19 protein-coding genes are annotated in these 25,593 nt (G+C 67.0%); all 19 read left to right on the top strand.

The features are described 5' to 3' along the window. Position 1: 1 nt before the first annotated feature. The 19 genes from JFN93_RS06055 to JFN93_RS05965 all read left to right on the top strand — a co-directional run bounded on the left by JFN93_RS06055 (position 2) and on the right by JFN93_RS05965 (position 25,592). Positions 2-958, top strand: coding sequence for a radical SAM protein (locus JFN93_RS06055; protein WP_199383097.1), 957 nt, complete (start codon positions 2-4; stop codon positions 956-958). Then, positions 955-2,520, top strand: a complete 1,566-nt coding sequence (locus JFN93_RS06050; RefSeq protein WP_199383096.1) for an exosortase C-terminal domain/associated protein EpsI — start codon at positions 955-957, stop codon at positions 2,518-2,520. The genes JFN93_RS06055 and JFN93_RS06050 overlap by 4 nt, the downstream gene beginning before the upstream one ends. A gap of 116 nt (positions 2,521-2,636) precedes the next feature. Continuing rightward, positions 2,637-3,287 carry a YdcF family protein gene (locus JFN93_RS06045; protein WP_199383095.1) on the top strand — a complete coding sequence of 217 codons (651 nt, stop codon included), beginning with the start codon at positions 2,637-2,639 and terminating at the stop codon, positions 3,285-3,287. A 63-nt stretch (positions 3,288-3,350) separates the two neighbouring features. Then, the gene (gene galE / locus JFN93_RS06040; protein WP_199383094.1) at positions 3,351-4,340 is read left to right on the top strand and encodes a UDP-glucose 4-epimerase GalE; all 990 of its coding nucleotides are present in this window, start codon (positions 3,351-3,353) and stop codon (positions 4,338-4,340) included. Beyond that, positions 4,340-6,493 (top strand): LamG-like jellyroll fold domain-containing protein, encoded by a 2,154-nt coding sequence (locus tag JFN93_RS06035; protein WP_199383093.1) that lies wholly within the window; start codon positions 4,340-4,342, stop codon positions 6,491-6,493. Before galE ends, JFN93_RS06035 begins: the two co-directional genes overlap by 1 nt. 13 nt (positions 6,494-6,506) lie before the next feature. Beyond that, entirely contained in the window at positions 6,507-7,106 is a 600-nt protein-coding gene (locus JFN93_RS06030; RefSeq protein ID WP_199383092.1) for a YdcF family protein, read from the top strand. Further along, the gene (locus tag JFN93_RS06025) at positions 7,107-8,612 is read left to right on the top strand and encodes an oligosaccharide flippase family protein (protein ID WP_199383091.1); all 1,506 of its coding nucleotides are present in this window, start codon (positions 7,107-7,109) and stop codon (positions 8,610-8,612) included. Position 8,613: 1 nt separating this feature from the next. Further along, a complete protein-coding gene (locus JFN93_RS06020) occupies positions 8,614-9,903 on the top strand; it encodes a protoporphyrinogen/coproporphyrinogen oxidase (protein ID WP_199383090.1) in 1,290 nt (429 codons plus the stop codon). Positions 9,904-9,974: 71 nt separating this feature from the next. Further along, positions 9,975-11,438 (top strand): glycosyltransferase, encoded by a 1,464-nt coding sequence (locus JFN93_RS06015; protein WP_199383089.1) that lies wholly within the window; start codon positions 9,975-9,977, stop codon positions 11,436-11,438. Between the two features lies 1 nt (position 11,439). Then, complete coding sequence (locus JFN93_RS06010; RefSeq protein WP_199383088.1) at positions 11,440-12,474, top strand: glycosyltransferase family 2 protein; 1,035 nt, start codon at positions 11,440-11,442, stop codon at positions 12,472-12,474. A 17-nt stretch (positions 12,475-12,491) separates the two neighbouring features. Further along, complete coding sequence (locus tag JFN93_RS06005; RefSeq protein WP_199383087.1) at positions 12,492-13,505, top strand: glycosyltransferase family 2 protein; 1,014 nt, start codon at positions 12,492-12,494, stop codon at positions 13,503-13,505. A 67-nt stretch (positions 13,506-13,572) separates the two neighbouring features. Beyond that, positions 13,573-14,916: a hypothetical protein gene (locus JFN93_RS06000; RefSeq protein WP_199383086.1), complete on the top strand. Its 1,344-nt coding sequence runs from the start codon at positions 13,573-13,575 to the stop codon at positions 14,914-14,916. Beyond that, positions 14,916-16,571: a glucosamine inositolphosphorylceramide transferase family protein gene (locus tag JFN93_RS05995; protein ID WP_199383085.1), complete on the top strand. Its 1,656-nt coding sequence runs from the start codon at positions 14,916-14,918 to the stop codon at positions 16,569-16,571. The genes JFN93_RS06000 and JFN93_RS05995 overlap by 1 nt, the downstream gene beginning before the upstream one ends. Before the next feature lie 11 nt (positions 16,572-16,582). Next, the gene (locus JFN93_RS05990; protein ID WP_199383084.1) at positions 16,583-17,650 is read left to right on the top strand and encodes a glycosyltransferase family 4 protein; all 1,068 of its coding nucleotides are present in this window, start codon (positions 16,583-16,585) and stop codon (positions 17,648-17,650) included. Next, positions 17,644-19,386: an alginate lyase family protein gene (locus JFN93_RS05985; protein WP_199383083.1), complete on the top strand. Its 1,743-nt coding sequence runs from the start codon at positions 17,644-17,646 to the stop codon at positions 19,384-19,386. The genes JFN93_RS05990 and JFN93_RS05985 overlap by 7 nt, the downstream gene beginning before the upstream one ends. Positions 19,387-19,479: 93 nt before the next feature. After that, entirely contained in the window at positions 19,480-20,271 is a 792-nt protein-coding gene (locus tag JFN93_RS05980; protein WP_199383082.1) for a WecB/TagA/CpsF family glycosyltransferase, read from the top strand. Positions 20,272-20,394: 123 nt separating this feature from the next. After that, positions 20,395-21,954, top strand: coding sequence for a VPLPA-CTERM-specific exosortase XrtD (xrtD, locus tag JFN93_RS05975; protein ID WP_199383081.1), 1,560 nt, complete (start codon positions 20,395-20,397; stop codon positions 21,952-21,954). Then, positions 21,954-23,576: an MraY family glycosyltransferase gene (locus JFN93_RS05970; protein ID WP_199383080.1), complete on the top strand. Its 1,623-nt coding sequence runs from the start codon at positions 21,954-21,956 to the stop codon at positions 23,574-23,576. Before xrtD ends, JFN93_RS05970 begins: the two co-directional genes overlap by 1 nt. Positions 23,577-23,615: 39 nt before the next feature. After that, entirely contained in the window at positions 23,616-25,592 is a 1,977-nt protein-coding gene (locus JFN93_RS05965) for a tetratricopeptide repeat protein (RefSeq protein WP_199383079.1), read from the top strand. Position 25,593: the final 1 nt, after the last annotated feature.

The following is a 25,593-nucleotide window of genomic DNA, read 5'->3' as shown; positions in this document are numbered from 1 at the left end:
TATGGACGGGATCGTCGCGGTCACCTACCGCTGCAACTGCCGATGCCTCATGTGCGAGACCTGGCGGCACCCAAGCCGCCCCGAGGCGGAGATCGCCCCTCAGCTGCTGGAGAAGCTCCCCCCCCTGGTGCGCCTGAACGTCACCGGCGGGGAGCCATTTTTGCGGGAGGACCTGGACCGGATCCTCTCCATCGTGAAGCGCAAGGCAAAGCGGGTGGTGATCAGCAGCAACGGCGTCCTCACCGACCGCACCCTCCGGGTGATGTCGCGTCACCGCGACGTCGGGGTCCGGATCAGCTTCGACGGCATGAGCGCCACCCACGAGGCGATCCGCGGGGTCCCCGGGATCCATCACCGGGCCCTGGAGACCCTGAGGGGGTTGAAATCCCTGGGGATCCGGGACCTCGGGATCGCCGTCACCGTGTCGGACCAAAATGCCGGGGAACTGGTCGACCTCTACCGCCTGGCCCGCCGCGAGGGGGTGGAACTCGCCACCGCCATCCTGCACAACGCCTACTACTTCCACAAGACCGACAACCGGATCGAGGATCCCGCAGTGGTGCAGGCGGGGATCGAGCCGCTCATCGATGCCTACCTCGCTTCCTCCTCTCCCAAGGACTGGTTCCGCGGCTACTTCACCCGGGGGCTCGTCGAGCACCTGCACGGCCGGAAGCGGCTTCTCAAGTGCACCATGGCCCGGGATTCCTTCTTCGTCGACCCCTTCGGCCTGGTCCGCCCCTGCAACGTCATGGACCACCCCTTCGGAAACCTGAACGACGAGAGTTTCGAAGCGCTCTGGACCGGGGCGCGCGCCGACAAGGCGCGGCGTCGTGTCGAGTGCTGCCCGGAGAACTGCTGGATGATCGGCAGCGTCGGTCACCTGATGCGGCGGCGGATCTGGGAGCCGTTTGCCTGGATCGCCACCCGCAAGTGGCTGAAGCGGCGGGAGGAAGCATGAACCTGGCCGTCCGTCCCCTCCCCGTGCCGCTGCCGGCTGCCGCGGCATTTTTGACGCTCCTGTTCCTGGTCGCCTACTGGCCGCCGCTCAAGGGGCTCGCCCACGTCTGGCAGAGCAACCCGGAGTATTCCTACGGTCCGCTGATTCCGGCGATCTCCCTCTATCTCCTCTGGAAGCGGCGGGAAGGGCTCCAGGCCATTGAATCCGCCCCGTCCTGGCGGGTTCTCCCGGCCCTTGGCGCGGCGCTGCTCCTCTCCTTGTACGGGGTGCTCGGCTCGAGCGGCAACATCGCGCTCCCGTTGATCCCGGTCCTGCTGCTGTTGTTTGCCGCCTTTTGCTTCGGAATCCCGCTCGCCCGGCGACTCATCTTCCCGCTGGGGTTCACCGTCTTCATGATCCCGATCCCCGCCGTGCTGGAGCGGACCCTCGGCATGTACCTCAAGTCGGTCTCCACCTCGCTTGGGGAGTCGATGGTGCGGGCCTGCGGCCTTCCGGTCTTCGTCAGCGGCAACCTCATCGACCTGGGGGTGATCCAGCTTCAGGTGGTCGACGCCTGCAACGGGCTCGGCTACCTCTTCCCGCTGATCGCCCTGGGGGTCCTCTACGCCGGCGTCTTCGAGCGGACCCCGTGGAAGCGGGGCTGCCTGGTCGCGGCGACCCTCCCGATTGCGGTGGCGGTGAACGGCCTGCGCCTGGGGGTGACCGGACTGCTCGCCCACCGCTTCGGGAGGGCCGCGGCGGAAGGGTTCTTTCACGACTTCACCGGCTGGGTCCTCTTCGTGGTCGCTTTCGCACTCCTGGCGGCCGTGGGGCGGCTGCTCGCCCTGTTTCCCTCCTCGGCGGTCGGCGCCGCGGCGGCTGCGCCACCCCTTGAGCCGACGGCTGCTCCGGCCGGGAACCCGCCCGCCGCCCCGTTTGCCGTCGGGGTGCTCCTGCTCGTCGTGACCGCCGCGTTCACGCTGAGGACGCAGGCGCTGCCCCCGGTGCAGCTCAAGGGGGGGCTCGCTTCCTTTCCGACCGAAATCGGCGCCTGGCGCGGAGCGGCGCTCCCTTCCGATGCCGAGACGGTCGCGGCATCCGGGGCGCAGGACGCCTACAACGGCGAGTACCGCGACCCGGCCGGCCGGGTGGTGTTCCTCTACCTCGGCTACCGGGGCAGCGCCTTTTTGGAGAACGAGAACTTCTTCCACTCCCCGACGGTCTGCCTCCCCTCGGGCGGGTACCGGGTGGTCACCGAGCGGCAGCGGGAGATCGCCGGGGATCCGGTCTGGGGGCGGCTCAGGTTGACCGAGATGGTGATCGAGGGGGAGGGGGCCACGATGGTGGTGTACTTCTGGTTCCACACCAAAAGCCGGGTCACCGGCAACAAGAGCGTCAACCGCTTCCATCTCACCCTCCACGCCCTGGCGCGCGACAATACCTACGATCTTTTCGTCCGTCCGGTGGCGGTGGTCGCCCCCGGGGAGAGCGTGGCGGACGCCGAGGCCCGGCTGGACCGCTTCGTCCGCGAACTCTCCCGCACCGAACGCCGCTTCCTCGCCGAGCGGACCGCCTTCCTGTGATCCAAACGCGAAACTTTCACACGTCCGAGCTTGGTCTGTAACATTTTTCCACTATGGTGGCTCAAGACCTGCGACGGGCCCGCTCCTCGGCTCGCCGCGAGAGGAGGGGGGGATACATGCGGCGGGGACGCAAGCGGTCGCTGGTGCGGGCGGCGGAGGCGCCGGAGCTGATGCTCGGTTTTCTCCTGCTGACCTTCCCGGTGCTGCTCCTTTTCCTCCTGGCGTGGTTCGCTCCCGGCTTTCTCTACCGGGAGGAGCCGCTGCGCCGCTGCGACGCCGCAATCCTCTTTCTGGGCCCCGGCGACCAGAACCGGATGGTCGAGGCGCGGCAGCTACTTGCCGAAGGCTATGCCCGCTTCCTGGTCGTCCCCTACACCGGTGAGGTGTTTGCCGCCCGGCAGGGGAGCCTGCAGCGGATCGCCGGTGATCCGGCCCGCGCCGGGTTCCTCTTCCCGGCCCGCAAGGCCGCCCGGTACCGTACCTTCTACGAGAACACCCACGCCGAGGCTCTGGAGGCGAAGCGGATCATGGCCGGGCTCGGGCTGAGGTCGGCGCTTTTGGTGAGCTCGGGGTACCACATGCGCCGGATCTCCTTCATCGCGGCCCGGGTCTTCGACGGCTCTTACGCCATCTTTTGCACCCCCGCCCGATGGGAGCCCCCCTTCGAGCCCTCCGACTGGCTCAACCGGGAGCGGCGCAGGATCATCCTCAGCGAATACGTGAAGATCGCCTGGTTTTTGCTTTACGGGGTGCTCGGCGGCCCGTGACGCCCGCTGCAAACGGATTTTCGCCCCCGACAAGAACGCGGGGGGCCGACAGGAGACAAGGACATGAAACTTTTGGTCACCGGCGGGGCAGGCTACATCGGAAGCCATGTGGTGAAGGCCCTGGGTAAAAAAGGACACCAGGTCGTCGTCTACGACAACCTCTCCACGGGCCATCCCTGGGCGGTCACCCACGGTGAACTCGTGGTGGCGGATCTTGCCGACCGGGAACGGCTGGAAGGGGTGCTGGCGGCCTTCCGGCCGGACGTCGTGCTCCACTTTGCCGCCCTGATCCGGGTTGAGGAATCGGTCCGCGAGCCGCTCAAGTACTACCGCACCAACGTCTCCTACACCTTGAACCTCTTGGAGGCGATGACCCGCTGCGGGGTGCGCAACCTCATTTACTCCTCCACCGCCGCGGTCTACGGCATCCCGGAACGGCTCCCCGTCGACGAGACCGCGCCGCTTGCCCCGATCAACCCCTACGGGGCCTCCAAGGTTATGGGGGAGAAGATCATGGAGGACCTGGCCGCCGCCGGCGGGTTGAACTACGTCGCCCTGCGCTACTTCAACGTCGCCGGGGCCGATTCCGAAGGTGAGCTCGGACAGGCCTACCGGGACGCCACGCACCTCATCACCCGCGCCCTGAAGACCGCGGCCGGCGAGTCCCCGCGGCTCTACGTCTACGGGACCGATTACGACACGCCGGACGGTACCTGCATCCGCGACTACATCCACGTCGACGACCTGGCGAGCGCCCATCTTTGCGCGATGGAGTACCTGGTCGCGACCGGGCGCTCGGTGGCGCTGAACTGCGGCTACGGGCATGGCTATTCGGTGCGCGAGGTGGTGGAGACGGTCCGGAAGGTGACCGGGGTCGACTTCCCCGTGGAGGAGATCTACCGGCGCGCCGGGGACTCTCCGGTGGTGGTTGCGGACAGCACGCGGCTCAAGGAGACCACCGGTTGGTCTCCGCGCCACGACGACCTCGAATTCATCGTCCGCAGCGCCCACCTCTGGGAGCAGCGACTCGCCACCCGGGTGGCGGGTCGCTGATGGCCCCGGCGGTACGACATCCGGTGCCGCCCGCCCCGCAGCCGGCCGGGCTTTGGCGCCTGGTCCTCTTGCTTTTCGGCCTGGCCCTGCTGTGGGCGGGGCCGGCCGCGGCGGGGGAGCCCTGGGCCGGGTTCTTCTTCACCCCGCAGGCCAACGGCAACGGGAACCACAACCGTTTCCTCGCCGAGTTCGAGGAGCTGGTGCGCTCCCTGAAGGCCAAAGGGATCAACACCATCGTCTTCGACATGAACTACGGCGCCTTTCACTTCACCTCCGACTACCGGATGGGCCGTGCCTCCTACCCCGCCAACCGCGGCTTCAGCCGGATCGAGGCGCGCCGGATGGCCCAGATCGCCCGGGAGAACGGGATGCAGGTGATGGTGGCCCTGCAGGTCCTGACCCACTCGGTGGGAAACGTCTTTCCCTACGTGTACCCCCAGTACATGCTCGCTGGCCGGGAGTGGCGGCCGGGGGTGCTCTACACCGCCTACGAGGACTGGGTCAGTTACCGCGGCAAGAGCTATCTCTGCACCTCGACCCGCCGTTCGACCCCGGACAACGCCCCGGGCCCGAAGGCGTTTTACTGGCGCGAGGCGCCGACCAACACCCGGGACCCCTTCAACAAGGAGGGGGAGCAGGTCGTCTTCAAAATGATGGACGAGCTGGTGGAGGCGTTCACGGTGGACGGGATTCCGCCGGAGGGGTTCCACATCGGGTGCGACGAGGTCGGGTGGTGGTATGCCGAACCGCGGCGGGAGACGGGGATGAGCTCGGCCCAGGTCTTCGCCCTGGCGGTCACCAACGCCTACCGCCACCTCCAGGAAAAACATCCCGGGATGGAAGTCATCATGTGGGGCGACATGCTCGACCCCGCGTGGAACGGGATGCCCAGGTCCGAGAAGTACAACCTTTCCGGGAGGGACACCGCCGCCGCGCTCGACCTGATCCCCAAGGGGATCATCATCGCCGACTGGCGTTACGAGGCGAACCAGCGCTACCGCTACGACGACGCCCGGCAGAGCTTCCCTTCGGTGGCCCAGTTCGCCGCCCAGGGATTCCGGGTCTGGCCCACGAGCTGGGCCGACGTCAAGGCGACCCGGGACCTCGTCTGGACCGGCAACGAGGAACGGGCCCGGACCGGGAAGGTGGTGGGGCACCTCTACAGCACCTGGCTCATGGGGATCGTGCCGGAATTCACCCGTCTATTGGCCGATTCGGGACGCCAGGTCCCCGACACCCTGCTCGCCGACGTCGGCGCCGAGGAGCGGTCGCGCTACCGGGGATACTACCGGGGCATCGCCGACGCCATCAACCAGACCGGCACGTTGATCGGGGCCAGGGCCTGCCGGGGCACCGACCGCAGCTGCGGGGCCTACCCCGACTGCCGGGATCTGACCGTACAAAGCGGCTTTTATGGAGGCTCCTTCCGGGAGTACTCCTGCCGGGACAACCGGAGCGCCTTCCGGACCCTGAGCCTCCCGGTCGACTACGCGGGGGCCTGGCGGCTGAACGGGGTTCCCGACGGTGCTGCCGGGGCGCACCAGGTCGCCCTGAAAAACGGGGCGCGCCTCGCCGAGGACCCGGTCCGGGGGAAGGTGGCCTACTTCTCCGGCTACGGGCCGAACGTCCGGGTCCGGCACCGCGCCTCGCTCGACCCGGGGAGCGGGAGCTTCAGCATCGGCGCCTGGTTCAAGGCCGGCCCCGGCGGGGGGCTTGGGACCATCGTCTCCAAAGACCCCGGCTTCCGCTGCTACAACCTCTTTCTGGACCCGGAGGGGATGATCTGGTTCGAGACCAACGGGGTCCGCTTTTACCGCTACTCGGCGCCCGGGGTCAGTTACCGGGACGCCAAGTGGCATCACGTTGTCGCGGTCTTCGACGCCGGCGTCCCCACCATCGACCTCTACCTGGACGGGGCGCTTGCCAACGGCAAGTACGTGTTCATCGACGGCACCAACGTCAAGTCGAGCCCCTCCGACCTCTTCATCGGGAATAACGACGGCAATGGGGCCTACCAGTTCCTGGGGTGGATCGGCGACGTCGTCCTCTTCAACCGCGTCCTCTCCGCCGGGGAGGTGAAGATGATGTACCTGGCCGAACAACGGCCGGCCGCGCGGAAGAGGGGGGGCGCCCCGGGGCCCAAGGCGCCTTGACCGGGGGCGCGGCGTGAAGAAGCTCCTCGTCGGTGCCGCCCTGGGTCTAGCCCTGGCGCTGATCTGCCTCCGGGATGCCCCCGGTTTTTTGAGCTGCTCCGATCCCCCCGGCAGGGCCGACGCCGTCGTTTTGTTCCTGGGGCCCGAGCAGGTGGAGCGCTTCGACGAGGCGATGCGCCTGGTCCGCAGCGGTTACGCAACGCACCTGGTGATCCCCTCCTTCGGGCTCACCCTCGATCCGGCCGGGGCGCAGGCCCTGGAAAAGGACCACAAGGGGTTGCGGCTCAAGGAGCGGACCTTCTGGGTCCGCAAGGCCGTTACCTACCGGCGCTACTACGAAAACACCCACGTGGAGGCCCTCGAAGCGAGGCGCCTCATGGAGCGGCATGGCTTCCGGTCCGCGCTCGTGGTCAGTTCGCGCTACCACATGAGACGGCTGAAGCTGATCACCGGCCGGGTCTTCGACCCGGAGCACTTCCGGCTCGCCTACGTCCCCTGCCGCTTCCAGCCCGGCCTGGGGGAGGGGGACTGGACCAGCCGGGACCGACGCAAGGTCATCATCGGGGAGTATCTCAAAATTGCCTGGTTTCTTCTTTACAGCACGGTCGGCTAGATGACGGGGCGGGGTTCGGGAAAGGACGCGGATCTGCTCGACTTCTCCGTCGACCGCAAGACCATCGGGAAAAGCGCCCTCCACAGCGTCTTCATGCAGCTCCTCGTCCGGCTCAAGGGGCTCATCACCATGCCGGTGCTGACCTACTTTCTGAAACCGGGGGAGATCGGGGCGTTCAACCTGATCCTGGTCACCTCGGCGATGCTGGTGCCGCTTTTTTCCCTGAACCTGACCGACGGGCCGGCGATCCACTTCGTCCAGGAGCGGTCACGGGAGCGGATCGTCACCATGTACAACACGGTGACGAACAGCGTGCTCCTTTGCAGCGCGCTCCTTTTCCCCCTCTTCTGGTTCGCCATGTACCGGTTCGGCGGCTCCTACTACCGGCTGTTTCCGCTCATGGCGCTGCTGCTTTTTTCCAACATCTTCTACAAGGTGGTCACCTACGTCCTCGCAGTGTTCCAGAAGACCGCCATGCTGGTGAACAACGCCGTGATCAAGGACGTCGGCGGGACCGTCCTCACCGTCATCGTCGTCGCGGCCGGCTACTCCTTCACGGGGATGGTGCTGGTCCAGGTGGCGATGAACTTCGCCGCGGGGCTTTTGGTCTACCGCTTCACCCGCAGGGAGCTCGCCTATGCCCCGGTCATCGACCGGACCCTGCTTTTGAAGTTCCTGAAGATGGCCCTCCCGCTGCTCCCGGTCTTCTTTTTCTCCTGGCTGATCCAGTCCTCGGACTCCTTTTTCCTGGCCTATTTCAAGGGGGACGACGCGGTGGGGAAGTATTCGATCATCTACAGCTTCGCGAGCCTGGTCCTGTCGCTCACCCTGGCGCTGAACTTCTTCTGGTTCCCGGTGTCGGCCCGGCTTTGGGTCGACGACCGGGAGAAGTACCGCCAGGTCTTCGTCTCCGTCTTCGCCGGGTTTGCGGCTCTGCTGGGGACCCTGGTGCTCCTTTTCGAGCTCAACTCCGCGCTGATCGTCCGGCTCCTGGTCCGCCGCCCCGAGTACCAAGACGCTCACGTCATCACCGGGATCATCGCCCTGGCGTACTCGATGCAGGTGCTGATCACGCTGCTGACCGCACCGCTGTACTCCAACGGCAACACGAAGAGCATCTTCTCCTGCTACCTCGTCGGCGGGGTGGCCAACGCCGTCCTCAACCTGCTCCTGATCCCCGGCTGGGGGATCCTGGGAGCGGCGGTGAGCACCGCGCTCTCCTACCTGGTCATCGTCTTGTTGATGGGGTACCTGAACTACCGCCTGGTCCGCTTCGCGTTTCTGGACCGCCGCCTCCTCCCGGTGGCCGGCACCTTCGCCGTACTTTGGCGCGGTGCCGTCTGGCTGCGCGAGTCGGCCGCAACGCACCAGCTCCTTTTGGCGGACGCGGGGCTCGTCCTGGCGGTGGCGCTGGGACTTTACACCATCGCCTTGAACGGCAGGGAAAAGCAGTACCTGGGCGGCATGTTCGCCGGAGTCAGATCGAAACTGGGGGCAGGGGGATAAGATGGGAAAGACCGTCATCATCGGGGCCGGACTGGCCGGTCTCAGCGCGGCGTATCACGCCCAGCAGAAGGGGGTGCCGTACGACCTGTACGAGGGGGACGCCGCGGTCGGCGGGTGCTGCCGCTCGGTCGGGGAAAAGGGATTTCTCTTCGACTACTCGGGGCACCTGCTCCACCTCAAGGACCCCTACTTCCAGGGGCTGGTGCGCGAGCTCCTCGGGGACAACCTCGTGGTCTTGCATCGCAATGCCGTCATCTACTCCCACGGGGCCTTCACCCGCTATCCGTTTCAGGCCAACCTGCACGGGCTGCCGGCCGGTGTCGTCAAGGAATGCCTCCTCTCCTTCGTCCGAAGCTACTACGAAAACGAGGATCTCCCCACCCGCGCCTACGCGACCTTCCGGGATTGGATCGTCGCCAAGCTGGGCGAAGGGATCGGGGAGCACTTCATGTTTCCCTACAACGAGAAGCTCTGGACCGTCCCCACCGAGGAGATGACCTGCGAATGGATGAGCGAATACGTCCCCAAACCGAGCCTGGAAGACGTCTTCAACGGAGCCCTGGAGGACCAGTCCAAGGGGTTCGGCTACAACGCGACCTTCTGGTACCCCCGGCAGGGGGGGATTCAGGCGCTGTGCGACGCCCTGGCCGGCCGGGTCGGCAACCTGCACCTGAACCGCCGGGTCACCGCCGTCGATCTGGCCGCCAACTGCGTACGCTTTGCCTCCGGGGAGACCGCGCCGTACCGCAGGCTGGTATCCACGATGCCCCTTAAGGGGCTGGTAGGGCTCCTGGCCGGTGAGGTCCCGGAAAAGGTGCTGCGGGCCGCCGCCCAACTGCGGCACAACTCGGTGCTCATCGTGAACCTCGGCGTCCGGGGGGCGGATCTCACCGACAAGCACTGGATCTACCTTCCGGAGCGCCGATTCACCGCGTACCGGGTCGGGGTCTATTCCAATTTCTCGGCGGCGCTCGCCCCTCCCGGTACCACCTCCTATTACCTCGAGATCGGCTACCGTCCCGAGTGGAACGTCGACAAGGAGGCCCTGGCCGCCAAAGCGGTGGCGGAGATGGCAGAGATCGGGCTCGTGCGGGACCCCAAGGATATCCTGGTGCGTCAACTGGTCGATCTCGACCACGCCTATGTCATCTACGACGCCAACCACGCCTCGGCGCGCCAGACCGTCCTGGATTTTTTGGCGCGGCACGACATCGTCAGCGTCGGCCGGTACGGCAACTGGGAGTATTCGGGGATGGAAGAGGCGCTGGCCCAGGGAAAGGGTGCCGTCTGAACTCACCCGGGAAGCGCCGGGACCTTGACCCCGCTCGATCCGGGGGCAAGGTACGGCCGGGAGGAAACGTCTTGAAAATTCTGCTGATCGGAAACGATCCTAAGGAGATCGGCGGGGTCGCCAACTACACCCGTCCCCTCGCCACCACCTTCGCCGAGCTCGGGCACCGCGTCCACTATCTCTTCTCGGGGGCGATCCAGAGCAAGTACGACTGGCCCGGACGCCAGCGCCTGGAGGTGCGCCAGGGCCCCTTCCCGTTCGAGACCGCGGAGATCTTCAACTCGGTCTGCCTCCCTTTCAACTACGGCTGCCCGGAAGTGGACGTCGCTGCGCCGGAGATGGAGCGGGTGATCGCGCAGTACCTCGACCGGGTGGGCCCCGACGTGGTCCATATCCACTCCCGGGTCGGCCTTCCTTTCTCGGTGAACCGGCTGGCCTTCGAGCGCGGGATCCCGGTGCTGAACACCATCCACGTCTACGGCTATCTCTGCCAGAAGCGGGTGATGATCGACCGGGAGGGAGGCATCTGCCCCGGGCCGACCGATCCGGACCGGTGCGCGGCCTGCACCGGCGCGCTCGATCCCGCCCTGGAGGTCCGCCGGGCCCGGACCCGCTACTACAAGGAGGCGTTGCGCCGCAACTGTGGCGGGCTCTACGACCTCTTCAAGGCGGGGAAGCGGCGGGCCGGGATCGGCTGGACCCCGGGGGTCTCCGCAGCGCAACCCGCGCCGGCCGGCCTCCCCGATCCGATCCTGGCGCAACGGCTCGGCGGGCGCCTCGCCGCGGGGATTGCCGCCCTGAACGACCACTGCGACCTCACCGTCTGCGTCTCCAACGACGTGAAGCAGACCCTGATGCGGTTTGGGGTCCGGGAGGAGCGCCTGGTGGTCCAGCACATCGGATCGCTGATCGCCGAGCGGCAGAAGGTCGAGGAGCGTCCCCCCCACGAACCCCTGGTGATCGGGAACATCGGAGGGGTGAACTACTACAAGGGGACCCACGTCCTTTTGGACGCGGTGCGGAGGGTGGGGCCGGGGAACTACCTGGTGAAGATCTTCGGCCGCTATAACGAGAACTACGTGGCGGAGCTCTTGAAGGAGTACCCGGATCTCCCCGTCGAGTTCACTGGGAGCTACCGCCCCGCCGACCTTCCCGAGATCCTGCGCCAGATCGACGTGATGGTCCTCCCCTCCGTCTGCAACGACACGGCCCCCCAGACCATCTTTGAATCCTTCAGCGGCGGGGTCCCGATCATCGCCTCCGCAATCGGGGGGTTCCCGGACTTCGTCCGCGACGGGGAGAACGGCTATCTGTTCCGGGCCGGGGACGGCGCCGAGCTGGCCGAAAGGATCCGCACCGTGATCGGGGACCCCGGTCTGGTCCGGACCCTGCGCCGAGGGATCCGCCCGCTCAAGACCATCGGCGACAACGCCCGGGAACTCCTCGATCTGTACCGGGAGCTCGGGGGGGGGCGGGAAGGGGTGTCCGCCGAGCCCCGGACGACCGGCCGCGGTCCCGGTCAAAGGAGAGCCTAGCGTGTCCCGGGAAGCTGCCGAGGCAAAGGGGCCGGGCCGGGTCTATGTGGTGCTGGTGAACTGGAACGGCGCCCGGGACACCGTCGAGTGCCTGGAGAGCCTTTTCCGCTCCGAGTACCCGGACTTTCGGGTCGTCGTCTGTGACAACGACTCCTCCGACGGATCGGTCGGGCATCTGCTCGACTGGGCGAGCGGGAGGACCCCGTACTGCGCCCCCGGCGCCGTGCTGGGCGGCCTGACCGCGGTTCCGGTTCCCAAGCCGGTGGAGCACTCCCTGCTGGACGGCCCGGCAGCGGAGGATGCCCCCTGCTCCGCACCCTTGACCATCATCCGGACCGGGAAGAACCTCGGTTTCGCCGGGGGGAACAACGTCGGCATCCGCTTCTCCCTGCGCCAGGGTGACTGCGGCTTCGTCTGGCTTTTGAACAACGACACCGTGGTCCTGCCGGATACCCTGAAAAAACTCGTGGCACGGGCGCGGTCGGACCGGACCATCGGTATCGTCGGGGCCACCCTCTGCTTTTACGACCGCCCCGGCACGGTGCAGGCCCTGGGCGGGGCGAGCTTCAACAAGTACCGGTCCCTCTCCCGGCTGCTGGGCAACGAGCGCGAGCTGGCCCGGATCGGCGCGGCGGAACTGGGGGGGGTCGAGGGGCGGCTGGACTGGGTCTCGGGGGCCTCGATGCTGGTGACCCGACGTTTCCTGGCCGAGGTGGGCCTGATGGAGGAATCGTACTTTCTCTACTTCGAGGAGCTCGACTGGGCGCTTCGCGCGGGGGAGCGCTTCCGGATGGGGTATGCTCCCGGCGCCCGGGTCTTTCACAAGCACGGAGCGGCGACCAACGAGCGCAAGGGGGCCGACACCTCGATCTACTTCCGGTTCCGGGCCTGCATCAGGCTCTATCGCAAGCTGCTCCCGTACCACATGCCTTTTTGCCTCTACGGCATCGGCCGGTACCTGGCGGTCAACCTGATCAAGGGGCGGGGGTCGGTTTTCTTCCCGGTGTCGCGTGCCTTGCGAGAGGAATTCTTCTGAACCTGCGGGAGGCCACCTTGAACGGGGTCAGTGTCATCATCAAGGCGCTCAACGAGGAACACCACATCGAGGCGGCGCTTCGCTCCGCCTTGGAGGGGGTCCGCGCCGTGGGGGGGGAGGTAATCCTCGCCGACTCGGGTTCCACCGACCGGACCGTCGCGATCGCCCAGGGGTTCCCGGTCACCATCGTGCAGCTGGCCGCTCCGGAGGAGGCCTGCTGCGGCATCGGCCCCCAGCTTGGATTCCAGGAAGCGGCCGGCGACTTCGTCTACCTCATGGACGGGGACATGGAGCTGGTCCCCGGCTTTCTCGAGGCGGCGCTCGCCGTGCTGGGAAAGGACGCTTCGCTGGCGGGGGTGGGGGGGATGATGGAGGAGGTGGGGACCTTGAACGCCGAGTACCTGCTCCGGAAACGGATGGCCCAAACCGACCGCCAGCCGGGGCCGGTGACCCATCTCACCGGCGGGGGGCTGTACCGGGTCGCGGCGGTCCGGTCCGTGGCGTACTTCTCCAACCGCAACCTGCACGCCTTCGAGGAACTGGAGCTGGGGGTCCGCCTGGCGCACGCCGGGTGGGGGCTCTCCCGTCTCCCCCGGTTGAGCATCCGGCACCATCCCCACCAGGTGGGAAGCTACCGGCTCCTCTTGAGAAGGGTCCTCACCGGCTCCAACATGGGGCCCGGCCAGATGCTGAAGGCATCTTTCGGAAAGCCGTACTTCCGGCGGATCCTCCCCCGTTTCACCTTCGTCTACGTGACGGCCGGTTGGATCGCCCTGCTCGCCCTGGTGCCGGTTCTCCCCGTCCCCCTGCCGGCACGGGCCGGGGCGTTTCTCGCGGGCGCCGGGGCACCTTTCGTCCTTTTGGGGGTGCGCAAGGGGGGACTCGGCGCGGGGGCGTACTGCCTGCTGAGCTGGCTGAGCTCGCTTTTCGGGGCGGTGCGGGGGCTTTGCCGCCCCCAGGTCGACCCGGCCGCGCCGGTGGCGCGGAAGGTGATTCAAGTCGGCCGCCGCCACGGTCAAACCGGTCCGTAGCCGCGCCGCGGCCCGATTCCCGGGCAACCGCGGCATCACGTCATCTTTTGAGGCTAATCGAGAGTTCATGATCCGTTGCGCACTGGCGATCCTATTCATCTTCATCACCTACGAAGGCTTTTTCCTCTTTCCCGAGTCCATCCGCATCCCCGTCAAGGGGGTATTCCGACTGAAGGACGCGATCTTCCTGATTTCGCCCCTGTTCCTTCTGTTCAGCCTCCAGCACGTAATCCGGAGCGTGAGCGAGGACAAGGAGGCGCGGCTGATCCTCGCGGGGGTGCTGCTCATCGTATTCAACCCGCTCATGGCCCAGATGTACTTCGGTCAGCCCTACCTGACCGGCCTGATGGGGTACCGGCACAGCCTTTTTTACCTCCTCTTCTTCGTCCTCGGGGCGATGATCCGCGACGAGCCGGATCTGGTCCGCTTCTGCCGCACCATGGCGGTCCTGGTTTTCGCCTACCTCGTCTTGCTGGTGCTCACCAGGAGCGATCCGCACCTGGGGATCATCCACTACGACCAGAACTGGTACGAGCGCGATTCCCTGGTCCGGTACGGGGGGAGGAGGATGTTCTTCCCTTTCGGCATGGTGTACATCCTCTTCTACTTCATCGCCCTGGCCGACTACACCAGCACCGGGGGGCCCCGGAGCGGGTTCCAGAGGTACTTCCTCCCCCTGTTTCATCTGAACTTCGCCCGCTCCGTCCTGCTGACCGGCACGAGGATCTTCATCTTCCTGCTGCCGATGGCCTCGCTGCTGGCGGTATGGAACAGCCGACGGAGGTGGTTCATCATGGCGGGGCTCGCCCTCACCCTCGCGGTCTCCCAGGGGATCTCCCTGGCGCGCTCCGGCGGGAACTGGGAGGCGACCAAGCTGGGGCAGCTTTTTTCCGCCACCCCGAGCATCGAGAAGGAGACCGGCCGTTCCATGCAGAACCGGATCTGTTTCGAGAACTTCCTGAAGTCGCCGGTCCTCGGGGTGGGCTCGCTCATCGACAGCAAGAGTCCCTCGGGGGATCTCCAGAAGTACGGGTTTTTCAACTGTCCCGACATCGGCTTCGGCAAGATCGCGGCCGAATACGGGGTGCTCGGGCTCCTTTGGGTCCTCTGGCTCTTCGTCCACGTCTTCAAAAAGACCGGGGCGATCATCCGGGAGGGAGGGGGGCAGGGGGGGTACTCGGTGACCGTGGCGCGGGGGCTCAGGTACTTCTACGTGATGCTCGCCCTGTCGCTTTTCAACCTGAACCATTTCCACGCCTTTGACTCGATACCGGTGATTGCCTTGTCGCTGGTGCTGTTGCGGACCGCGGGAAAGGGGGCCCCCCCGGGGCCGGAACTCCCGGTCCCGGCCCGGCAGCTGAAAACGCGCGCCCGTGCCGGTGCCGCCATCTTGGATACGGAAAGGGCGTGATGTCGAAAAGAAAACTCAGGATAGGTCTTTTGATGAACGGCCCGGTGGTCCACGCCTGGATCTACCGGGTCCTGGAGCGCCTGGCGGCGTCCGGCGGCGCGGAGATCGCCCTGGTCATCTACAAGGAGTCCCCCCCGCCCCGGGGGCTCCGGGAGCTCTGGGTGCGCCGGCGGCGGGGCGTCTACTTCCTGTTCGACCTTTTGGACCGGCGTCTGTTCCGGCGCCCCGACAGCGCCTTTGCCAGGGTGGACGCCTCGGAGCTTTTGGCCGGGGTCCCGGTACTCACCGTCCGGCCCAGGCAGCAGGGATACCTGGAGGAGATCGAGGAGGCGGAGCTGGAAAAGATCCGCGGCGGCGACCTCGACATCCTGATCCGGTTCGGCTTCCAGGTCCTTGCCGGTGGCATCCTCGGCGCCGCGCGCTACGGGGTCTGGTCGCACCACCACGGGGATAACCGGTCCTACCGCGGCGGCCCCCCCGGGTTTTGGGAGGTGGTGCGCGGCACCCCGGTGACCGGCTCGATCCTGCAGCTCCTCAACGAGGAACTGGACGGCGGCCAGATCCTCTGCCGCTCCTGGTCGCTCACCGACTGGCTCTCCCCGACCCGTAACCGCGAGCACCTCTTCTGGAGCTCTTCCTCCTTCCTCCCCCGGCAGATCGAGCGGCTGCACCGGATGGGGGCCGAGGCCTTCTTCGCCTCGGTGGCCGGGAAGAACCCGCCGTTTTCGTTCTACGACCGGCCGATGTACCGGGTCCCGGCCAACCTGGAGGCCCTCGGGCTGGTGGTCCGGCATGGGGTCCGGGTCGCGGCGAGGTCGCTTCGGAAATGCCTCTACCGCGACCAGTGGTGGCTGATGTTCGCCCTCTCCGAGCAGATCCCCACCTCCCTGCGCCGGTACCGGGCCATTGCCCCCCCAAAAGACCGGTTCTGGGCCGACCCCCACCTCGTCTACCGGCAAGGGAAGTACTACATCTTCGTCGAGGAACTGGTGTATCGAAACCGGCGGGCGCACATCTCGGTCCTGGAGATGGACGAGGCGGGGAACTACACCGCCGCCGTCCCGGTGCTGGAGCGACCCTACCACCTCTCCTACCCCTTCGTCTTCGAGTGGGAGGGAACCTGGTACATGGTTCCCGAAAGCTCCGGCAACGGGACCGTCGAGCTCTATGAGTGCGTCGAGTTCCCCCACCGCTGGCGCTTCCGGATGAACCTCATGCAGGGGGTGCGGGCCGTCGACGCCACGCTGCATTACGCGGACGGCCGGTGGTGGCTCTTCGCCGCTTTGGCCGAGCATCCCAGAAGCTCCATCCACACCGAGCTCTGCCTCTTCTCCTCTCCCGAGCTCTTCACCGACCGCTGGACGCCGCACCCGGAAAACCCGATCGTCTCGGATGCCCGCAACGCCCGCCCGGCGGGGAGGATCTTCGCCCAGGACGGGAGGCTGTACCGCCCGGCACAGAACTGCTCCGGCCGCTACGGGCGCGGTTTCAACCTCAACGAGATCACCTTGCTCACCCAAACCGAGTACCGGGAGGAACGGGTGGTCTCGGTGGAGCCCAACTGGAGGCCGGGGATGACCGCAACCCACACCCTTTCCCGGGAACATCGGCTTTGCGTGATCGACGCCCTGATGAGCCGGCGCAAGTTCTTTTGAGGGGGGAAGCCATGGACCGGACCGGAAAGATCCTGATGGCCGGGCCCTCCCGGGAGGGACGGGGCGGGATCACCAAGGTGGTTAACAACTGGCTCGAGGCCGACTACCTGGCCGGCTTTCGCCTCGATTACCTGGCGACGACCGCCGGCGAGGGGGGGAAACTCCTTCCCGCAGTGGCCGCGGTGGCCCGCGCCGCGCGCCGTCTCGGGGAGTACGATCTGCTCTACATCCACAGCTCCTCACGGAGCAGCTTCTTCCGCAAAAGCCTGATCGCCTGGCTGGGGCGGCTTTATGGCCGGAGGATGATCCTGCATATCCACCCCAACCACTTCCTGGACTTTCTGGCCCAGGCCCGCGGCGTCAAGCGGAGCTACATCCTGGCGACCATGGCCCAGTTCGAGGCCGTGGTCGCCCTCAACGACGAGGTGGCGGCGGTGGTGCGGCGGCTGCTCCCGGGACGTCAGGTCTTCGTCCTCCCCAATCCGGTGGACCTGAACCGGTTTGCCGCCCCCGCGCCGGAGCGGCGTGACGAGGCTACCTTCCTCTTTTTGGGGAGCCTCCTCCCCGCCAAAGGTATTTACGATCTGGCGGCCGCGGTCGAGATCCTGAAGGGGCGCGGGGTCAGGGTCCGGGTGAACTGCTTCGGTGCCTCGGACGGAGGGGCCTTCGCCGCCCACCTCGCCCGCCGGGGACTGGGGGAGATCTCGGTCGGCTCCTGGCTGGGGCCGGACGAAGTGGTCCGGGAACTCAAGCGCTGCACCGCGCTCATTCTCCCCAGCCACACCGAAGGGCTTCCCAACGTGGTGCTGGAGGCGATGGCCGCCCGGACGCCGGTGCTTGCCACGAGCGTCGGCGGGCTGCAGGATCTGCTGCGCGACGGTGAGAACGCCCTGGTCTTCGCCCCGGCAGATCCCGAAAGCCTGGCGGACAAGATCGCGCTTAGCCTGGCCGACCCGGCCCTTCGGCGCACCGTCGCCGACCGGGGGTTCCGCGACGTCGCCGGCCGCTACGACAGCGCCGTACTGAAAAAGCGTTTCCGCTCCATTTTGGAGGCGGTCCTGGGGGGGGCGCCATGCTGAGGTTCCTGCTGCTCCGTCTCAAGCACGCCTCATGCTCCGAGATCCTTTTTCGGGCCCGGCAGCGGGCCGGCAGCTTCCGGATCAAAAGGTGGGCGCGCAGCGGGCGCCGCTTCCCGGTTCCGGAGCCGGAGCCGGAGGCGGTCCGTCTCCTGGTGCTTCCCGCCGGGTATCCCGCCGTGACCTGGGAGCGGGTCGAGGCGCTGCTTGAGGGGGAGCGGTTCACCCTGAATACCGACGCGGCGACCCTCCGTGCCTGGGAGCGCGCCCACGCCATCGGCGCCCCCGGCGCAGCCCGGGGCGACCTCAGGACGGTGTGGGAGCCGGCGCGCCTCCAGCATCTGGCCCTCCTCCTCGCCTACCCGGGATCCGGTGACGACCCGGGGCAGGAAAGGGCGCGCCGCTACCTCCTGGAGGACCTGATGCGCTGGCTCGACGCGCACCCGTTCCCCTTCGGTCCGCACTACCTTTCGGCGATGGAATGCGGCCTGCGGATACCGGTCTTTTTGGGGGCGCTCAAGGCCGGCCCGGACCCCGGGGAGCTCCGGCGGCTGGGGGAGGCGCTCTACCTCCACGCCCGGTGGATCGAGGCCAACCTGTCGCTTTACTCCTCCTTGGGGAACCACACGGTCTGCGAGGCGCTGGGGCTGCTCTATGCCGGCACCCTGTTTCGGACCGACCGGTCCGGGGCGCGCTGGCTGGATACCGGTTGCCGCCTGCTGGACCAGGAGCTTTGCCGCCAGGTCCTCCCCGACGGCGGAGCGCTGGAGCAGTCCCTGTCGTACCACCGCTTCGTGCTCGACCTGTACTGGCTGGCGCTTGGCTTCATCGAGGGAAACGGTCTCGGGGGGTGTCCTGGGTGGCGGGAACGGCTGACCGCCGGGGAATCGTTTCTCGCCGCCGTTACCGACTCCTCCGGGGGGATCCCGGCGCTGGGGGACAGCGACGACGGATGGGTGATCGCCCCCGGGCTGCAACCGGAGCGCGCCGTCGTGCCTCCTCCCCCTCCCGGGGTGTACCGCTTCCCCGACGCGGGGTACACCGTCTACCGCGGCCAAGAGCTGCTGATCACCTTCGACCACGGCCCGCTCGGGATGCCCCCCCTCAACAACCACGGCCACGCCGACGCCCTTTCGGTCACCGTTTCCCTGGGCGGTATCCCCTTCCTGGTCGATCCCGGCACCTTCCGCTACAACGGGGAACCGGTCTGGCGCCGCTACTTCAAGGGAACCCGGGCCCACAACACGGTCTGCGTGGACGGAGCGGACCAGGCGGTGCAGCAGACCGGCTTCGTCTGGAGCTCCCCCTTCGCCTGCTCGGTGGAGGGCTTTGCGGCGGGGGAGGACGGGTCCTTGCTGGTGGCGGCCAGCCACGACGGCTACCTGAGGCTGCCGGGGAAGGTCCGCCACCGGCGGACCCTCCAGGTGGCCCCGGACGGCACCTGCCGGATCGAGGACCGGTTCCTCGGGGGGGGGACGCACCGCTACGAGCTCAACTTCCACTTTCACCCGGAGGTGGAGATCTCCCGGGGCGACGGCTGCTGGCTCGCACGGCGCGGCGGCCGGGTCCTGGCCCTGGAGCTTTCCGGGGGGGTGCTGCGCCGCGGCGAGGAGGAACCGCCGCTCGGGTGGTTCTCCGCGGCGTACAACCGGAAGGAGCCGGCGCCGGTCTTGCAGGCCGGGCGGCAGGGTGTCCCGGGCGAGGTCGTTTTCCAGACCATCCTCAGAGCACTCCAATAGTTGCACAATTGTTCGCTTCCCTTCATATGCAGGTAACAATCGAAGCATATATCTGCTGACCGTGATCTTTGTTCCACTGCCAGGGGGCCTGCAATGCACAGGACCGAAAGACGTCTCGAAATATTGAAGCTCTGGGTCGACCCGGTGGACATGGCGGGCGCCCTTATGACCGTGGAGCGGTTCGTCGACCACGGGGAGCGCCCCCACAGCGTCTTTGCCGTCAATCCCGAGAAGAACTTTTCCGTGCCCCGCGATCCCGACCTGCACGAGCAGTTTAAAAACGCCGACCTCTTGATCCCGGACGGGATCGGGGTCGTGCTGGCGGCCCGGCTGCTGCACCGGGCGCGTCTTTCCCGGGTTCCCGGCGTGGAGCTGATGGGGGAGATCTGCCGGCTCTCCGCCGCCAAGGGGTACCGGGTCTTCTTGTACGGGGCGCAGGAGGAGGTCAGTGCCAAGGCGGCCGAGCTGCTCGGGCGCCGTCATCCCGCGCTGCAGATCGTCGGGCGGGCCAACGGCTTTGTCCCGGAGCACGAGATGCCGGCGCTGGTGGCGCGGATCAACGCCTCCGGGGCGCAGGTCCTGTTCCTCGCCCTGGGGTCACCGCGCCAGGAACGGTGGTTCGCCCAGCACGCCGGGGAACTTACCAGCGTCCGGGTCTGCCAGGGGATCGGGGGCACCCTCGATACGATCGCCGGCACCGTGCGCCGCGCCCCCAGGTTCTGGTGCCGCCTCAACCTCGAATGGCTCTACCGCCTTCTCGCCCAGCCGAGCCGGATCCGCCGGCAACGGGCGCTCCCCCTCTTCGCCGGGAAGGTGATCATCGCGAAGCTGAAGAGGCTGGTCCTGCCGCACCGCTCGGCGGACCAGTTCTTTACCTCGCCGTAACGAACCCCGCGTCATTTTCCGGCAACGGCCTCCTCGGTTCTTCCGGATCCCCCCTGGGCAACCGGAGGGGCTCCCGTGCCTGTTAGCGCCGCCTCGCGGCATCTCTGTTGGAGTCAGCCCTTGATGAACCGCTTCGTTTCCCGAACCCACCACGCCGCCTGGCTCAACGGTCTCGTGTATCTGGGACTGACCCTGGCCCTCTACCACTCCACGCTGGACCGGCTGGTGACCCACGACTGGGTCATCGAGGACTACAGTTCCTCGGCGCTGATCCCGCTGGTGGTGCTCTACCTGGTCTGGGAGAAGCGGGACCTTCTCGCCCGGACCCCGTCCGCCCCCTCGTGGCTCGGCATGGTTCCGGTACTCGTCGGCCTGCTGTTGTTCTGGCTCGGCGAGCTCTCCGGGGAGTACTTCTCGCAGTACCTCTCGCTGTGGCTGGTACTGGTCGGCGCCCTATGGCTGCACCTTGGGTGGCGCAAGCTGCGGCTGATCGCCTTTCCCCTGCTCTTCGGCCTGGGGAGCTTCCCCCTCCCGAACTACCTCAACACCCAGCTGTCGCTCAAGCTGAAGCTCATCTCCTCGCAACTCGGGGTCTGGCTGCTGCACCTTTTCGGCATGAGCGCCTTTCGGGAGGGGAACGTGATCGACCTCGGATTCACCCGGCTGCAGGTGGTGGACGCCTGTAGCGGGATCCGCTACCTGATCCCCCTGATCGCCATGGGAGGGCTGCTCGCCTACTACTACAAGGGGGCGTTCTGGAAGCGGGGGGTGGTCCTTTTCTCGACGGTGCCGGTGGCGGTTTTGACCAACGGGGTGCGGATCGCCCTGGTGGGGATGCTCTACCCGTTGGTGGGGCCCAAGATCGTGGACGGCTTCCTGCACGACCTCACCGGATGGGTGATCTTCATGCTGAGCCTGTTGCTCCTGCTCCTCGAGATCGCTGTTTTGAAGCGGGTCGCCCCGGATCCCCGAAGGGAAGGAACCGGTCGGGAGCCGGCCCCCGCAACGCTCCCCGTCGCGGCGCCAGCTCCGCTTTTCTCCCCGCGTTTCCTGGCGGTCACGGTGCTGATCGCGGCGAACCTCGTGCTCTTAAACGGGGTGGAAATCCGGGCGGAGATCCCCGCAGCGCGCCCCCTGTCGCAGTTTCCGCTCACCCTCGGTCCCTGGCAGGGACAGCGCGGGGTGCTGGAGCCGGAGGTCCTCGATAGCCTCAAGCTCACCGACTACGCCACGATCCAGTACCATCGGGGGGAGGAGAGCCCGGTCAGCTTCTATGCCGCCTACTACTCCTGCCAGAGCAAGGGGACGTCGGTGCACTCCCCCGCCACCTGTCTCCCCGGCAGCGGCTGGAACTTCGAGGATTCCGGGGTGACCCGGGTCTCCCTTGCCGGCGGCGGACGGGAGATCCCGATCAGCCGGGCCTTCATGGAGAAGAGCGGCCAGCGGGAGCTCACCTACTACTGGTTCCCCCAAAGGGGGCGCATCGTCACCAACCTGTTCCAGCTCAAGCTCTACGTGCTGCTCGACGGGCTCACCAAGAGAAGGACCGATGGGGCGCTGGTGCGGCTGATCACGCCGGTCTCCCCGGCCGAGCGGGTCGAGGACGCCGAGGCGCGCCTGAACGCCTTTGTGAGGGAGGTGGTGCCGCTTTTGGACCGCTACCTGCCGGGAAGAAACGCCTGATGACCTATCTGACCACGCTACTTACCGCGGTACTGGTCACCATCGCGCTGACGCCGCTGTTCATCGAGCTGGCGCTGCGTCTGCAATGGGTCGACCTCCCCAACGAGCGCAAGGTCCATACCATCCCGATCCCCAGGGTCGGGGGGGGGGCGATGGCCCTGGGGGCGTTTCTCCCCCTGTGCTACTGGCTCCCGGCCGACCGCTTCGTCCTTTCCTACCTGGCCGGTGCCGCGGTTTTGGTGCTGGTCGGGGGGGTGGACGACGTGAAGGATCTTTCCCCGAAGGTGAAGTTCGCCGGCCAGGGGGTGGCGGCGCTGGTGGCGATATTCGGCGGCGGGGTGCGCATCGTGAGCCTGGGAGGGATTCTTCCCGACACGATACTGCCGGGTTGGGTCTCGATTTCTTTGACGCTATTCGCCATCGTCGGGGTGACCAACGCGATCAACCTTTCCGACGGGCTGGACGGACTGGCGGGGGGGATCTCCCTGTTGATCTTCGCCGGGATCGGCTACCTCGCCTTTCTGGACGGCAACACCGTGATCGGGCTGATCGCCCTGGCGCTTCTGGGAGCCCTGTTCGGGTTCTTAAGGTTCAACACCCATCCTGCCTCGGTCTTCATGGGTGACGCCGGAAGCCAGCTTTTGGGGTTTTCCGCCGTGATCCTGGCGCTGGCGCTCACCCAGGGGCACCAGACCGCCTTGAGCCCGGTGCTCCCGCTGATCCTGCTCGGGTTCCCGGTCCTGGACACCCTCACCGTGATGACCCTGCGGGTGAGCCGGGGGCGCTCCCCGTTTGCCGCGGACAAGAACCATTTCCACCACAACCTCATGGCGCTCGGTTTCCGGCATCCCGAGTCGGTTCTCATCATCTACCTTTTCCAGACCGTCCTGCTGGTGGCGGCGGTGCACTTTCGCTTCTACCCGGACTGGATGCTTTTGGCCGGCTACCTGCTCTTCTCGGCGCTGATCCTCGCAGGGTTTTGGGGCGCGGCCCGGCGCGGCCGTCCGCTTCGGCGCGTCGACCTCTTCAACGCGCACGTCGCCGGCCGCCTGCGGCTGTTGAAGCGGGAGGGGAGCGTGATCCGGCGCGCCTTCCGCCCCTTCGAGGCGGCGGTGCTCCTCTTGCTGGTGGGGACCGCGTTCCTGGCGGACCGCCCCCCCCTGTGGGTGAGCGCCCTGTTTCTGGTCGGGGCCGCTGCGATCCTGCTCGCGCTGTGGCGGCGCTGGGCGGTGCTCCCGGGGCTGCTCCGCATGGTGCTCTACCTATTGATCCCGTTTGCCGTCTACCTCGGTCACCCCGGCTTTGCCGACGCCTTTCCCGCCCTGGCACGCTGCTACGACGCAAGCTTCGGTGCGGTGGCGGTCCTGATGATCCTGGTGTCGAAATTCTCCCGGAGGACGTCCGGCTTCCGCAGCTCGCCGATGGACTTTTTGATCCTCATCCTGGCGGTGGTCGTCCCCAACCTCCCCGAGCAGGCGATCCAGGAGCACCGGGTTGGGCTGATCGCCGCCAAGATCCTGCTCCTTTACTTTTGCTTCGAGGTGCTCCAGGCGGAGCTGCGCGGGCGCTACGGCAGGCTCGCGCTGTCGACCGCGGCGGCGCTGCTGCTGGTTGCGCTTTGAGAAAGAAAACCTGAGTTTTACTCCCAAAGGAGGTTGTCCATGTACCGATTGTCCCGTCTGTTTTCCTTGCTGCTCCTTATGTTCCTGCTCGCCGCCTGCTCCGGGCCGGAGGCCAAGAAGCAGAAGTTCTTCGCCAAGGGAAAAGAGCTCTACGAGAAGGGGGAGTACGTCAATGCCCGGCTGGAGCTGAAAAACGCCCTCCAGATCGACCCCAAGTTCTCCGGAGCGCACTACCTCTCCGGCATGATCGCACTGCGCGAGGGGGACCTCAAGGGTGCCTACGGCTACTTCTCCAAGGCGGTCGAGCTCGACCCCGCCAACAAGGACGCCCAGTACCAGATCGGGAAGATCTTCCTGGGGGCGCGGCTTTTGGACAAGGCCCAGGAAAAGGACGACCTGATCCTCAAGCAGGACCCGAACTACCGCGACGCCCTGCTGCTCAAGGGGGCGCTCATGGTGGCGCGCAAGGAAAACGACGCCGCCTGCCGCTACCTGGAGGAGCTGATCGGGCGCGGTATCAAGACTCCCGACACCTACCTCCTTCTGGCCACCGCCCACGCCGAGAAAGGAGACAGCGCCGGAGCGGATGCCGCCGTGGCGCGGGGACTGGAGGCGAACCCGAACGCGGTCGAGGTGAACCTCGCCCAGGCCGGGATCCTCGCCCGGCAGAACAAGCCGGAGCAGGTCGCCGCCGTCCTCGCCAAGGTCTGCCAGCTCGAGCCGAAAAACCTGAACCACCCGCTGAACCTGGCCCGCTTCCACTGGGACGCCGGTAAGGTGGCCGAGGCGACCCGGGTTCTCGACGGGATCGTCGCCGCCGACCCGGTGAGCGAGGAGCGCCGTCTCAAGGTGGCCCTCTTCTACGGCCAGCACCAGCGCCCCGACGACGCCGAGAAGACCCTCAAGGAGGGGATTGCCAAGAGTCCCAAGAGCTTCAACCTCCGCTTCGCCTTGAGCGAGTTCTACCTGAACGGTCCGCACCCGGAGCGGGGGATCGCGGTCCTCAAAGAGGCCCTTTCCGCCGACAAGGAGAGCAGCCCCGGGGTGGTCGAGGCGAAGACCGCGCTGGCCAAGGTGTACCTGCAGCAGGGTGACCTGGCCCAGGCGTCCGGGTACGTGGAGCAGGTGCTCAAGGAGAGCCCGAAGAACGTGGAGGCGCGCTTTCTCAAGGGGAGCATCTGCCTGCAGCGCAAGGAGGCGGGGACCGCGGTGGCCGAATTCCGCACCGTGGTTTCCGACAAGCCCCAGTTCCTTCCCGGGTACCTGCGCCTGGCCGAGGCCAACCTGATGAACAAGGCCCCCGGGCTTGCCCTGGACAACCTCAGGAGCGCCGAGAAGATCGCCCCCGGCTCGCGGGAGGTGCAGATCGCCTTTGCCAAGTTCCACACCATCCAGAAGGATTACCCGGCGGCAAAGGAGGTGCTGGAGAAGCTTGTCGCCAAGGAACCCCGGGACGTGGAGGCCCGGGTGCTCCTGGGGGACGCGCTGGTGCTCTCGGGCAACGAGAAGGGGGGGGAGGCCGCCTACCAGGAAGTGATCCGGAAGGCCCCCTCGATCGCCATCGGCTACGTGAAATCGGCGGCGCTGCACCTCAAGCAGGGGAAACGGGAGCGCGCGGTGGCCGAGTACGAAAAGGCGGTGCAGCTCAACCCCGGCTCCTGGCTGGTGGCGAACGACCTGGCATATCTCTACGCCACTACGGGGCGCGACGGCAAGGACCTGGAGCGGGCCCTGCAACTCGCCGAGAAGGCCCGCAGCCTCAACCCCGCCGGGGTCAGCGTACTCGACACCCTCGGGTGGATCTACTACCGGAAGGGGGAGGCCGGGAAGGCGGTGGAGCTGCTGCAGCAGGTCGTGGCGAAGAACCCCGCCCCGGAAATCTCCTACCACCTGGGGATGGCGCTGATCAAGACGGGAAAGACCGCCGAGGCGAAGCAGCAGCTCGCCAAGTCGCTGGCCGGCACGGCGCCGTTTCCGTGGCGTGCCGAGGCGACCAGGGCACTGGCGAGCATCTAGC

Source organism: Geomesophilobacter sediminis, from assembly GCF_016458275.1.
In the GTDB taxonomy this organism is placed as follows: domain Bacteria; phylum Desulfobacterota; class Desulfuromonadia; order Geobacterales; family Geobacteraceae; genus Geomesophilobacter; species Geomesophilobacter sediminis.
This window is presented reverse-complemented; position numbering and strand designations above follow the sequence as displayed.